Origin of the sequence: Antarcticibacterium flavum (assembly GCF_006159205.1) — a bacterium.
In the GTDB taxonomy this organism is placed as follows: domain Bacteria; phylum Bacteroidota; class Bacteroidia; order Flavobacteriales; family Flavobacteriaceae; genus Gillisia; species Gillisia flava.
The window spans coordinates 3,517,890-3,530,993 of the sequence record NZ_CP040812.1 but is presented as its reverse complement, the minus strand read 5'-3'; the positions used below and the strand labels follow the sequence as shown (position 1 = coordinate 3,530,993).

Sequence of the window (13,104 nt, the reverse complement as noted above, 5' to 3'; positions counted from 1 at the left end):
CCTACTGGCAGTATATTATTCTTCTAATCTAATATCCAAACCTAAACCTTTCAATTCGTGCATTAATACGTTGAAAGATTCCGGTAATCCAGGTTCTGGCATTGGCTCACCTTTTACGATAGCCTCGTAAGTCTTGGCTCTACCAATAACATCATCAGATTTTACAGTTAAGATCTCACGTAGGGTAGCCGATGCTCCATAGGCCTCAAGAGCCCATACTTCCATCTCTCCAAAACGCTGACCACCAAATTGTGCTTTACCACCAAGCGGCTGCTGAGTAATAAGTGAGTATGGTCCTATTGAACGGGCGTGCATTTTGTCGTCAATCATATGTCCTAATTTCAACATATAGATCACCCCAACAGTTGCGGCCTGGTCAAATCTGTCTCCGGTTCCACCATCATATAAATAAGTATGTCCAAAGCGCGGTACTCCGGCCTCATCTGTAAGCTCATTTATTTGATCAAGGGTAGCCCCGTCAAAGATTGGAGTAGCATACTTTCTTCCCAGCTTTTGTCCTGCCCATCCTAACACGGTCTCATAAATTTGACCAATGTTCATACGGGAAGGTACCCCAAGCGGGTTAAGTACGATATCCACAGGTGTTCCGTCTTCAAGGAAAGGCATATCCTCCTGGCGAACGATACGTGCAACAATACCTTTGTTACCGTGACGACCCGCCATTTTATCACCTACTTTTAGTTTTCTCTTCTTAGCCACATAGATCTTGGCCAATTTGATAATACCTGCCGGTAATTCATCTCCAACAGAGATGGTGAATTTTTCCCTTCTAAGATTACCCTGTAGGTCGTTTTCCTTGATCTTGTAATTATGGATAAGATCTGCAACGAGCTTATTCAGGTGCTCATCTGTAGTCCAGGTTCCCTGTGTAAGGTGGATATAGTCATCAACAGAATTCAACATCTTAAGAGTGAATTTCTTACCTTTTGGCAATACTTCCTCTCCAAGATCATTTTGAACTCCCTGCGCAGTTTTTCCACCAACAATAGCAAACAACTTGTCTACAAGCTCAGACTTAAGAATAGCGAATTTCGCATCATACTTTTTATCCAATGCAGCTACATCTTCCTTATCCTGTACGCGCTTGCGCTTATCCTTCACGGCACGTGCAAAAAGTTTCTTGTTAATTACCACACCTCTTAATGAAGGGTGAGCTTTTAACGAAGCATCTTTAACATCTCCTGCCTTATCTCCAAAGATCGCTCTAAGTAGTTTCTCTTCAGGAGTTGGGTCGCTTTCACCTTTTGGAGTGATCTTTCCTATAAGGATATCTCCAGGCTTAACTTCAGCTCCAATTCTAATCATTCCGTTCTCATCAAGGTCTTTTGTAGCCTCTTCAGAAACGTTTGGAATATCATTGGTCAATTCTTCGTTACCAAGTTTGGTATCACGAACTTCTAGTGAATATTCATCTATATGAATAGAAGTAAATACATCTTCTCTTACAACTCTTTCAGAAATTACGATCGCATCCTCAAAGTTATATCCTTTCCAGGGCATGAAGGCAACCTTCATGTTTCTTCCCAGTGCAAGTTCCCCGGCCTCGGTTGCATAACCCTGGCAAAGTACCTGTCCTGTGGTTACTCTATCTCCTACGCGCACAATTGGCTTAAGGTTTATAGAAGTTCCCTGGTTGGTTTTTCTGAATTTAATTAATTCATAAGTTTTTGAATCGCTGTCAAAACTTACCATTCTTTCTTCCTCTGTACGGTCGTATTTAATGGTAATTCTTTCAGCATCCACATATTCTACAACCCCTGCTCCTTCAGCATTAATTAACACCCTGGAATCTGTAGCTACCTGTCTTTCCAGGCCTGTACCTACAATTGGAGATTCTGCTCTTAATAAAGGAACTGCCTGGCGCATCATATTTGATCCCATCAAAGCCCTGTTGGCATCATCATGCTCGAGGAATGGAATTAAAGATGCAGAGATGGAGGCTATCTGGTTTGGAGCAACGTCTGTATAATGAACAGCACCTGGCTCAACTACCGGGAAATCTCCTTCTTCACGGGCAATTACCCTGTCTGAGTTAATTGTTCCATCATCATCAAGAGAAATGTTCGCCTGGGCGATCAATTTGTCCTCTTCTTCTTCAGCACTCAGGTAAATAGGATTTTGTGAAAAATCTATTTTTCCGTTTGTAACTGTACGGTAAGGTGTCTCAATGAAGCCCATTCCATTCACCTTCGCAAAAACTGCAAGGGAAGAGATAAGACCAATGTTTGGTCCTTCAGGTGTTTCAATAGGACAAAGCCTCCCATAGTGCGTATAGTGAACGTCACGTACCTCAAATCCTGCGCGCTCTCTTGAAAGACCACCAGGCCCAAGTGCAGAAAGTCTACGTTTGTGTGTGATCTCTGCCAGTGGATTCGTTTGATCCATGAACTGAGATAACTGGTTTGTCCCAAAGAAAGAGTTGATCACAGAAGACAAAGTCTTAGCATTGATCAAATCAATTGGAGTAAATACCTCGTTGTCACGAACATTCATTCTCTCACGAATAGTACGCGCCATACGGGCCAAACCAACACCAAACTGTTGGGAAAGTTGTTCTCCTACAGTTCTTACACGACGGTTGGACAAGTGATCGATATCATCGATCTCTGCCTTGGAGTTAATTAACTCAATTAAATATTTAACAATGGTAATGATATCCTCTTTGGTAAGCACCTGCTTATCCATTCCAATATCAAGACCAAGTTTTTTGTTCATCCTGTAACGTCCTACCTCACCAAGGCTGTATCGTTGATCACTAAAGAATAATTTATCAATGATACCACGCGCAGTTTCCTCATCTGGCGGCTCCGCGTTACGCAATTGACGGTAAATATGTTCTACTGCCTCTTTCTCAGAGTTAGTAGGATCTTTTTGAAGGGTATTGTGAATGATCGCGAAATCACCGGTAGAGTTATCCTCTTTGTGAAGAAGGATAGTCTTGGTTCCGGTCTCGAGGATCTCTTCAATATGCTCCTTCTCAAGCTCTGTATCACGATCAAGAACGATCTCGTTACGCTCAATAGAAACAACTTCACCTGTATCTTCATCTACGAAATCCTCGTACCAGGTATTTAATACCCTTGCAGCCAGTTTACGGCCAAGGATCTTTTTTAGTCCTGTTTTTGACACCTTAACTTCCTCTGCAAGGTCAAAGATCTCAAGGATGTCCTTATCCCTTTCAAATCCAATTGCACGGAAAAGTGTTGTAACAGGTAATTTTTTCTTACGATCAATATACGCGTACATCACGTTATTGATATCTGTAGCAAATTCTATCCAGGAACCTTTAAAAGGAATAATCCTGGCAGAATAAAGTTTAGTTCCATTTGCATGGAAGGATTGTCCAAAGAAAACACCGGGGGAACGATGTAGTTGAGATACCACTACCCTCTCAGCACCGTTGATGCAAAAAGTCCCACTAGGGGTCATATAAGGAATGGTACCCAGGTAAACATCTTGTACAATGGTTTCAAAATCTTCATGTTCTGGATCTGTACAATACAGTTTCAAGCGGGCTTTAAGCGGGACGCTGTAAGTCAAACCACGTTCGATACATTCCTGGATGGAGTATCTTGGCGGGTCCACAAAGTAATCAAGGAATTCTAATACGAATTGATTACGGGTGTCTGTAATAGGAAAGTTTTCCATGAAGGTATTATAGAGACCTTCATCTCCCCTTTCTTCTGATTTTGTTTCTAGTTGAAAGAAATCCTGGAATGACTTGATCTGGATGTCCAGAAAGTCGGGATAATCAGGCTTGTTCTTTACAGAAGAGAAATTCAATCTTTCAGTTTGCGTTGCTAACATCAATGGACGGAATTATAATTAAGTTATATATGTGGGTGCGTTACAAGGACAATGCCATTATATACGCAAAAGGGTTTAGACCTTCAGGATCGAATCCTGAGGTCTAAACCTAAATAATATTGCTTTGTCAAGCTTATTTAAGCTCAACCTCGGCTCCTGCTTCTTCTAACTGTGTTTTAAGTGCTTCAGCTTCGTCTTTTGCAACTCCTTCTTTAACTGGTTTTGGAGCGTTGTCTACCAATTCTTTTGCGTCTTTAAGACCAAGACCGGTAAGCTCTTTTACCAATTTAACTACTGCAAGCTTAGAAGCTCCAGCTGCTTTAAGGATTACATCAAATTCAGTTTGCTCTTCAGCGGCTTCTTCACCACCTCCAGCAGCACCACCAGCAACAGCTACAGCTGCAGCAGCAGGCTCGATACCATACTCGTCTTTCAAAATTGTAGCTAACTCATTAACTTCTTTTACTGTCAAGTTAACCAATTGCTCTGCGAAATCTTTTAAATCTGCCATTTTCTATCGTTTTAAAATGTTCTTTGTTATAAATAATTATTAATAGTGCGCGTGATTATTTCTCTTCTTTTTCAGAAAGAGTTTTAAGAATTCCGGCTAGTTTACCACCACTTGATTTAAGCGCAGAAACAACGTTCTTCGCAGGTGATTGTAGTAAACCAACAATATCTCCAATAAGTTCTTCTCTTGATTTGATGTTTACAAGGGTCTCCAGGTAATCATCTCCTACATAGATAGCTTCTTCAATAAAAGCTCCTTTAAGTAAAGGCCTATCAGATTTTTTTCTGAATTCTTTGATCACTTTGGCCGGAGCGTTTCCGGTCTCAGAGATCATAATAGATGTATTGCCTTTTAAAACTGAAGGAAGTTCACCAAATTCTTTATCTGATGCTTCCATAGCTTTTGCAAGCAATGTATTTTTAACTACTGCAAGTTTTACGTTTGCTTTGAAACAAGCTCTACGTAGGTTTGAAGTATTCAAGGCGTTAAGGCCAGAAATATCCGCAAGGTAAATAATTTGATTATTTGCTAACTGCGCAGTTAAATCTTCAATTACTAATGATTTTTCTTCTCTTGTCATAATCTATAATATTATTGCTCAGTGAACCTTTTGGTATCGATCTCAACACTTGGGCTCATTGTAGAAGAAATGTGGATACTCTTAATATACACACCTTTTGCAGCCTGAGGTTTCAATTTTACCAGCGTAGTTAATAATTCCCTTGCGTTTCCGGCAATCTTATCGGCATCAAAAGATGCTTTTCCAATCCCGGCGTGTACAATTCCTGTCTTATCTACTTTGAAGTCGATCTTACCGGCTTTAACATCAGATACTGCTTTTGCAACATCCATAGTTACTGTACCGGTCTTAGGGTTTGGCATTAAACCACGTGGTCCTAAAATTCTACCAAGAGGTCCTAACTTACCCATAACACTAGGCATTGTGATTATAACATCAACATCTGTCCAACCTCCTTTGATCTTATCGAGGTACTCGTCCAATCCTACGAAGTCTGCTCCGGCTTCTTTAGCTTCAGCTTCCTTATCTGGAGTTACCAAAGCAAGAACCTTTACATCCTTACCTGTTCCGTGAGGAAGGGTTACAACCCCTCTTACCATTTGATTAGCTTTACGAGGATCTACGTTCAAACGAACAGCAAGATCCACAGAGGCGTCAAAATTCTCGTAGGATATTTCTTTTACTAAAGCAGAAGCTTCAGCTACCGAATACATTTTTCCGTTTTCGATCTTAGCCTGTGCTTCCTTAAGCTTCTTAGTTACTTTTGCCATTTTTAATTTTCTGTTTTGGATTAAAACGGCGCCTGCCCTTTAATAGTTACACCCATAGAGCGAGCTGTTCCCGCTACCATTTTCATAGCAGATTCCACGGTAAATGCGTTTAAATCCTGCATTTTGTCTTCAGCAATCGCTCTAACCTGATCCCAGGACATGCTGGCGATCTTCTTACGGTTAGGCTCTCCTGAACCTTTTTTACTCTTTGCTGCTTCAAGAATTTGAACTGCAGCCGGAGGAGTCTTAATTACAAAATCAAAAGACTTATCTTTATATACTGTAATTTGAACCGGTAATACTTTACCTGGCTTATCCTGGGTTCTGGCGTTAAATTGCTTACAGAACTCCATTATATTAACTCCGGCAGCACCTAAAGCAGGTCCAACTGGTGGTGATGGGTTAGCAGCACCTCCACGAACTTGTAGTTTAACAACTTTACTTACTTCTTTTGCCATTTTTATAATTTTTAGGTGATAGTTTTAGAGTGGAAGCTTTAAAAACTATCAAAAATAAATGTAACAGTTATTACCTTTATACTTTTTCTACTTGCATATAGCTAAGTTCCAATGGAGTTTTTCTTCCGAAGATCTTCACCATCACCTCAAGCTTACGCTTTTCTTCATTAATTTTTTCCACCGTACCATTGAAGCCGTTGAAAGGCCCGTCTATTACTTTAATAGTTTCACCAATTGTGAATGGTATTGCAACATTATCTGCTTTTACAGAAAGTTCATCAACTTTCCCCAGCATACGGTTTACCTCAGATCTTCTAAGCGGCACAGGATCTCCTCCTTTTGTCTCACCTAAAAATCCAATTACACCATTTATACCTTTTATAACATGAGGAATTTCACCTGTAAGGTTGGCAAGGATCATTACATAACCTGGAAAGTAAACGCGCTCCTTGGAAATCTTCTTTCCATTTCTAATCTGGATCACCTTTTCTGTAGGAACCAAAACTTCACTCACAAGATCTTCCATTCCCTGGTGTGAGATCTCACGTTCTATGTATTCCTTTACTTTATTTTCCTGACCACTTACGGCACGAACTACATACCATTTTTTATCCTTAACCTCTGCCATAGTCATGATTTATGATTTGATCCACTCAAAATATTGTTCAATGATCCCACTGAAAACGGTATCTACACCCCAGATTGCCAAAGAAAATATAATTGAAAAAACAGCTACAACTATTGTAAGCCTTTGAGCCTCAGGCCAGGTTGGCCAGGTCACGTGGTTTTTCAACTCGCTGTAAGACTCTGAAATATAATTGACGATTCCTGCCATTGTTTTTACTATTTGCACGGGTTGAGAGACTCGAACTCCCGACACCTGGTTTTGGAGACCAGTGCTCTACCAACTGAGCTAAACCCGTTTATAAGAACCCGATCGTACAATAACGCACATTTATCGAGCCAAACTCCTAAATATAAGTGAAGGTATCCTGCTATACAGGATACCTCTACTCATATGTACAATACTTAGTCTAAAATCTCAGTTACCTGTCCAGCACCTACTGTTCTACCACCTTCACGGATAGCGAAACGTAGACCAACATTCATTGCGATTGGCTGTAAAAGGTCAACGTGGATAGTTAAGTTATCTCCAGGCATTACCATCTCAACACCTTCTGGAAGGTTGATAGTTCCAGTTACGTCTGTTGTACGAACGTAGAACTGTGGACGGTAGTTATTGTGGAATGGAGTGTGACGTCCACCTTCTTCTTTCTTAAGGATATAAACCTCAGCTTTGAATTTAGCGTGTGGAGTTACAGATCCTGGCTTGGTGATTACCATACCTCTTGAGATCTGAGTTTTCTCGATACCTCTTAAAAGGATACCAACGTTATCTCCAGCTTCACCTCTGTCTAATATCTTACGGAACATCTCAACTCCTGTGATAGTAGAAGTAAGTTTTCCAGCTCCCATACCAATGATCTCTACAGGATCTCCAGTGTTTGCAACACCAGTTTCGATACGACCGGTTGCAACAGTACCACGACCAGTAATAGAGAATACATCTTCAATAGGCATTAGGAATGGCTTATCAACATCACGCTCTGGCAATTCGATCCAGCTATCTACAGCTTCCATCAATTCCATTACAGTGTTTACCCACTTCTCTTCACCGTTAAGTGCACCAAGAGCAGATCCTGAAATTACAGGTCCGTTATCACCATCATACTCATAGAATGAAAGTAATTCTCTAATTTCCATCTCAACAAGCTCTAATAATTCCTCATCGTCAACAAGGTCAACTTTGTTAAGGAATACAACGATTCTTGGGATACCTACCTGGCGTCCTAGAAGGATGTGCTCACGAGTTTGTGGCATTGGACCATCTGTAGCCGCAACCACAAGAATAGCACCGTCCATTTGTGCAGCACCAGTAACCATGTTCTTAACATAATCGGCGTGACCTGGACAGTCAACGTGCGCATAGTGACGGTTTGCAGTTGAATATTCAACGTGCGAAGAGTTAATTGTAATACCTCTTTCTTTTTCTTCCGGAGCGTTGTCGATTTGATCAAAAGACCTGGCTTCTGAATAACCAGCATCAGCCATTACCTTAGTAATCGCTGCAGTTAAAGTTGTTTTTCCGTGATCTACGTGTCCTATCGTACCAACGTTTAAGTGCGGTTTGGAACGACTATAAGTTTCCTTTGCCATAATTGATAATTATTTAATCTTAGTTATATATTAGTGTTCAATTTTATACAAAATCTAGAGCCAACGACGAGAATTGAACTCGTGACCTTTTCCTTACCAAGGAAACGCTCTACCCCTGAGCTACGTCGGCAAAAAAAGTCACCTCCGTCAAAGCTTTCTTGGGGAGATAACCAGGTGGTCTTTAAAACAAATGCTAATTTTTTCCTAGCAGAAAAACACGCCGTAGCGTGAGAATCTTTCGGTTATAAAGAAGCATTCTTCTTTATTAACTCCGGTTTTCCAATGGAAAACCCAGAGCGGGAGACCGGGTTCGAACCGGCGACATTCAGCTTGGAAGGCTGACGCTCTACCAACTGAGCTACTCCCGCATTTTTAAACCCCCTGCCTTAAGCACCAAACTCCAACTTGGTATTTGGAATTTGTTATTTGGAATTTAAAGTAGTGGGGAGAACAGGATTCGAACCTGTGAAGACATAGTCAGCAGATTTACAGTCTGCCCTCGTTGGCCGCTTGAGTATCTCCCCTTTAATTTCAATATTTCACAGAACCATTTTGAAACTGGCTTGTTTTTTGAAGGTGCAAATTTAAATAAAATTTTACCTTATCACCAAGCTTTTTCTTTCAAAATTTCAGAGCCGATGGAGGGACTCGAACCCACGACCTGCTGATTACAAATCAGCTGCTCTAGCCAGCTGAGCTACATCGGCCTTTCATTACTTTTTTAGCACAAAAAAGTCCGCTATTTCTAACGGACTGCAAATGTATACAAATTATTTATTTCACAAAACAAATTTCATGAAAAATGTATTATGCATAGGCCTTCATTTTTTCTTTTCTCTTCTTAAGCTGGCGCTGTAATGTGCTAACACACTCATCCACACACTCTTCGAATTTTTTACAGGTTTTCTTCACAATTAGATCCCCACCCGGAATACTCAATAAAATTTCTGAAACTTTATTCTCTTTATCACTTGTATTTTGCACTTTCAAATAAACATCGGCAAAGATCACCTTGTCGTAATAATGTTCTAATTTGTCCAATCTTACCTGGATAAAATCAATTAACTTTTGATCTGCATTGAAATTGACGGATTGCACATTTACTTTCATCTCCTATAAAAATTTAATTAAACAATATTTTTAAGGTCATTTTTTAGCCTGGCGTGGATGCGCCTTGTTGTACACCTTACTTAACTCCCCAATGCTGTTGTGCGTATAAACCTGCGTAGCTGCCAAACTGGAATGGCCCAATAATTCTTTTACTGCATTTAAATTTGCACCCTTATTTAATAAATGAGTGGCAAAAGAGTGCCTTAATATATGCGGGCTCTTTTTTTGTTTATTGGATGCCTCACTAAAGTAATTATTTATAATCCTATAAACAAGGTTTTCATATACTTTAATTCCCTTTTCGGTAAGAAATAAATTAGGATCTTTTGAGCCGGGAAGCTCATCCCTGTACTTAAGGTAAGTCTCGAGCTTTTTACATAATTCGGGCAGCAAAGGAATAGTGCGCTCCTTATTGCGTTTTCCCAGGACCTTCACCAACCGGTTCTCCATATCCAGGTCCTGCTGCTTGATCCCAATTAATTCTGCCCGGCGTATGCCTGTCGCGTAAAGCATCATAACAATAGCAGCGTTACGGGCTGAAGCAAAATTAGTTGGTTCCTCAAAACCGAGCACCTGCTCAACTTCCTCAGGAGAAAAGGGGATTTGAATAGTTTTCTTTGTTTTCAATGCTTTGTGAGCAGCAAGAGGGTTTTTCTCCACCTCCCCTACATTCAGCAAAAACCTGTAATAGGCTTTTAAAGAGGAGATCTTCCTGTTGACGCTCCTGTTGCTCAAGCCACTGTTCACAAGTTTAACAATCCAACTCCTAACCTGGGAATAATTGACTTCCCTAAGGGATCTTTGATCGTATTCAAGTTTTATGAATTTTGAAAAGGAAGAGAGATCGGCTTTATAAGCATTCACCGTATGAATGGAATACTTCTTTTCGAGGAGAAGGTAATCAAGGAATTTACTATAGGGCATAAAAAAACTGTTGATGAACAAAGTTATAAAACTTTGGTCCACCAACAGTCATTATTATCGTAATACCCTTGAATGCAGGGCCGGTTTCTATCTTTTAAGCTTAACGCCGCTGCAAGAAAGAAGGTTGAAAACTAGATCCTAGATCTCTTCCTGGTCTCTTAAATGCTGGATGTATTGTGCTTTCTGGACTTGAGCCCTACGTTCAACAGACGGTTTTGTAAAATGCTGCCTGCTTCTCAACTGGCGCATTGTTCCGGTTCTATCAAATTTTCTTTTAAAACGCTTCAGCGCTCTGTCGATATTTTCTCCGTCTTTAACTGGTATAATTAACATAGTGTCACCTCCTTTCATTAAAATTAAAGGTGCAAAGATAATTCAAATCCGTTATCCTGCAACCTTTCTCATTATTTTATTTATATTTTTTTTCAGGAAAAGAGGAAAGATTGAATCACAGGAATTTAGAGAGGAGACGTGAAATTTGACGTCTCTACCATTTCTTACCTGGATTCTTGGATCTTGTCTCTTGATTCCTGACTCCTGCTTATCGCTGCTCGCCTCTCACCTCCTGCGCTGCAGGCTTATACTCCTTTTTATCGATGATCATCTTTGCAATGATTTCCCTAAGGATCTCAGATGTTCCACCTCCAATAGGCCCAAGACGGCTGTCCCTTAACATTCTCGCCAGGGGATAGTCCTCCATATAGCCATAACCTCCAAGGAACTGAAGGCACTTATAGATAACATCATCTGCAATTTTTGTAGACATTAATTTGGACATACTGGCTTCTTTCACCACGTATACCCCATCTATCATTCTCTTTACAATAGAGTAATTGAATTCTTTTGCCATTTCAACCTCACTTGCCATATCGGCCACAGAATGTCTAAGCGCCTGGAATTTATCTATTGTCTTTCCAAAGGCAACCCGCTCCCCCATATAGTCTATAGTATAATCCAGAGCGTACTCTGCACGCGCGTGAGCATTAACTCCCATGATCAATCTTTCAAAGGCAAAATGCTGCATGATATAAGGAAAGCCTTTTCCTTCCTCACCCATAAGATTTTTGGCAGGGATCTCTACATTGTCGAAAGCAATCTCTGCAGTGTCTGATGCTCTCCAGCCTAATTTATCAAGTTTAGTAGCAGAGATTCCAGGAGTATCCCTGTCTACAAGAAAAATACTCATTCCTTTGGCTCCTTTTTCAGGATCCGTTTTGGCAGCAACCACGAGGTAATCTGAATATACCCCATTTGTGATAAAAGTCTTGGAACCGTTTATGATATAGGAATCACCTTTCTTTACTGCCGTAGATTTCATGCCGGCTACATCACTACCGCCAAATGGCTCTGTAATACAAAGACATCCAATCTTATCCCCGGCAATACTTGGAGCTAAATAGTTCTCCTTGATGTCCTCATCACCCTCAGCATTTAAATGCGTCATCGCAAGATACGCATGTGCCCACATTGCAGCTGCAAAACCGCCACTGTTTATCTTTTGTAATTCTTCAAGGAAAATAACAGTATAAAATAGATCAAGGTCCATCCCCCCGTATTTTTCAGGATATATAAGGCCAAAGTAACCCATATCTCCAAATTTCTTCCAAATGAAACGCTCAATGGTTCCCGTCTTTTCCCACTTATCTATATGTGGCACTACCTCTTTCTGCAAAAACTCCCTGAAGCTTTTTCTGAAGAGTTCATGCTCTTCTGTAAAATACATACTACTCATAAAAAATCTTAATCTAAAATATTAATTTGTGAAATAGAGAAAACTCTAAATTTAAGGCATAAGAGTAAAACCCCTGCTAGCTTTGGCAAAATTTTCTCAAAATAAAGAAGAGACTTTCTGCCTTTTAAAGGAAAAAATTCCGAATTCTTATTCTAAGGTCAAATATAACGCAATCCTGTCAATTTTTTCTGAAGGAAAGCTGTTTATTTTTGATAATTCTTCAAAGGTGTGAATTTTTTCATGCAATAGTCGATAGTTAACAATCTCCCTCGCCAGTTCATAATCTATATAGGGAACACTACTTAATTCCATCACTGTAGCCCTATTGATATTATAGATTTCATAAGCAGGAGGTTCCTTTACGGTAAACTCTCCAAGAAGCTGCTCCCTGGCTTCAAAGGAGAGGCCGTAGATATCCTTAAGCTGCAAATCACTTACAAAACCACCAATTTTGCTTCTGTAATTGACTATTCTTCCTGCCAGTACCTCACCTATTCCCCGCACCTTAATTAAATCCTCCGGGCCTGCGGTATTAAGGTTCCTTTTTTCTGCTGAAGGTCTTGTGACAGGAACAGCGACATTTCTTCCAGAATTCCTTCTGCCGGAAGTCACCCACTCCGGGAATTGGAAATAAGGAGAGATCACCTTCAGCAATGAATCTGATACCCCGGTAATTTTCTGAAATTCTTCAGCAGAATTTATCCACTTATCCCCGGCGCGATAAACGTGCAGCCTGTCAATTTCTTCAATAGACATTCCAAGGGTATAGCCACGATAATCTGTTATAAAATTAGGATTAAAAGGATAGATGCGCACAGTATCTCCCATCGCGCCGGCCATACGGGCTGAATCTATTTTTTGCTGCAGTCTCACCAGCTCCTCATCCAGAGGCCCGGGACTTCCTCCTGAAGTTGTAAAATTATAAAAGTAGTATACCAGCTGAAGAAAAATTATGATAACTACCAATAAAAAGATCCCATTCTGCTGACTTCTATTGAAAACAAAATGGGATCTAATATTCTTCATTGGCAATA

13 protein-coding genes and 5 tRNA genes are annotated in these 13,104 nt (G+C 40.3%); all 18 read right to left on the bottom strand.

Annotated features, from left to right (window positions below; genetic code table 11):
• Positions 1–15: 15 nt before the first annotated feature.
• The 18 genes from rpoB to FHG64_RS15345 all read right to left on the bottom strand — a co-directional run bounded on the left by rpoB (position 16) and on the right by FHG64_RS15345 (position 13,096).
• The gene (gene rpoB, locus FHG64_RS15430; RefSeq protein ID WP_139067239.1) at positions 16–3,828 is read right to left on the bottom strand and encodes a DNA-directed RNA polymerase subunit beta; all 3,813 of its coding nucleotides are present in this window, start codon (positions 3,826–3,828) and stop codon (positions 16–18) included.
• A 133-nt stretch (positions 3,829–3,961) separates the two neighbouring features.
• On the bottom strand, positions 3,962–4,339 hold the full coding sequence (gene rplL / locus FHG64_RS15425; RefSeq protein ID WP_139067238.1) for a 50S ribosomal protein L7/L12: 378 nt from the start codon (positions 4,337–4,339) through the stop codon (positions 3,962–3,964).
• A 55-nt stretch (positions 4,340–4,394) separates the two neighbouring features.
• Complete coding sequence (gene rplJ, locus FHG64_RS15420; protein ID WP_139067237.1) at positions 4,395–4,919, bottom strand: 50S ribosomal protein L10; 525 nt, start codon at positions 4,917–4,919, stop codon at positions 4,395–4,397.
• An 11-nt stretch (positions 4,920–4,930) separates the two neighbouring features.
• A complete protein-coding gene (gene rplA, locus FHG64_RS15415) occupies positions 4,931–5,629 on the bottom strand; it encodes a 50S ribosomal protein L1 (protein ID WP_139067236.1) in 699 nt (232 codons plus the stop codon).
• Positions 5,630–5,649: 20 nt separating this feature from the next.
• Positions 5,650–6,087: a 50S ribosomal protein L11 gene (gene rplK / locus FHG64_RS15410; protein WP_139067235.1), complete on the bottom strand. Its 438-nt coding sequence runs from the start codon at positions 6,085–6,087 to the stop codon at positions 5,650–5,652.
• 76 nt (positions 6,088–6,163) lie between these two features.
• A complete protein-coding gene (gene nusG / locus FHG64_RS15405) occupies positions 6,164–6,715 on the bottom strand; it encodes a transcription termination/antitermination protein NusG (RefSeq protein WP_139067234.1) in 552 nt (183 codons plus the stop codon).
• Positions 6,716–6,724: 9 nt separating this feature from the next.
• Positions 6,725–6,922, bottom strand: coding sequence for a preprotein translocase subunit SecE (gene secE / locus FHG64_RS15400; RefSeq protein ID WP_139067233.1), 198 nt, complete (start codon positions 6,920–6,922; stop codon positions 6,725–6,727).
• Positions 6,923–6,937: 15 nt separating this feature from the next.
• Positions 6,938–7,010: transfer RNA gene (locus FHG64_RS15395), tRNA-Trp, on the bottom strand.
• Between the two features lie 106 nt (positions 7,011–7,116).
• Complete coding sequence (tuf, locus tag FHG64_RS15390; protein WP_139067232.1) at positions 7,117–8,304, bottom strand: elongation factor Tu; 1,188 nt, start codon at positions 8,302–8,304, stop codon at positions 7,117–7,119.
• A gap of 58 nt (positions 8,305–8,362) precedes the next feature.
• Positions 8,363–8,434: transfer RNA gene (locus FHG64_RS15385), tRNA-Thr, on the bottom strand.
• A gap of 165 nt (positions 8,435–8,599) precedes the next feature.
• Positions 8,600–8,672, bottom strand: a tRNA-Gly gene (locus tag FHG64_RS15380).
• A 74-nt stretch (positions 8,673–8,746) separates the two neighbouring features.
• A tRNA-Tyr gene (locus FHG64_RS15375) sits at positions 8,747–8,828 on the bottom strand.
• Positions 8,829–8,937: 109 nt separating this feature from the next.
• Positions 8,938–9,011, bottom strand: a tRNA-Thr gene (locus tag FHG64_RS15370).
• A 100-nt stretch (positions 9,012–9,111) separates the two neighbouring features.
• Complete coding sequence (gene hpf, locus FHG64_RS15365; RefSeq protein WP_139067231.1) at positions 9,112–9,414, bottom strand: ribosome hibernation-promoting factor, HPF/YfiA family; 303 nt, start codon at positions 9,412–9,414, stop codon at positions 9,112–9,114.
• Between the two features lie 36 nt (positions 9,415–9,450).
• Positions 9,451–10,338, bottom strand: coding sequence for a tyrosine-type recombinase/integrase (locus FHG64_RS15360; RefSeq protein WP_139067230.1), 888 nt, complete (start codon positions 10,336–10,338; stop codon positions 9,451–9,453).
• 138 nt (positions 10,339–10,476) lie between these two features.
• A complete protein-coding gene (rpsU, locus tag FHG64_RS15355; RefSeq protein ID WP_093113677.1) occupies positions 10,477–10,671 on the bottom strand; it encodes a 30S ribosomal protein S21 in 195 nt (64 codons plus the stop codon).
• Between the two features lie 208 nt (positions 10,672–10,879).
• Positions 10,880–12,070: an acyl-CoA dehydrogenase family protein gene (locus FHG64_RS15350; protein ID WP_139067229.1), complete on the bottom strand. Its 1,191-nt coding sequence runs from the start codon at positions 12,068–12,070 to the stop codon at positions 10,880–10,882.
• 147 nt (positions 12,071–12,217) lie between these two features.
• Positions 12,218–13,096 (bottom strand): ComEA family DNA-binding protein, encoded by an 879-nt coding sequence (locus FHG64_RS15345; RefSeq protein WP_139067228.1) that lies wholly within the window; start codon positions 13,094–13,096, stop codon positions 12,218–12,220.
• Positions 13,097–13,104 lie beyond the last annotated feature (8 nt).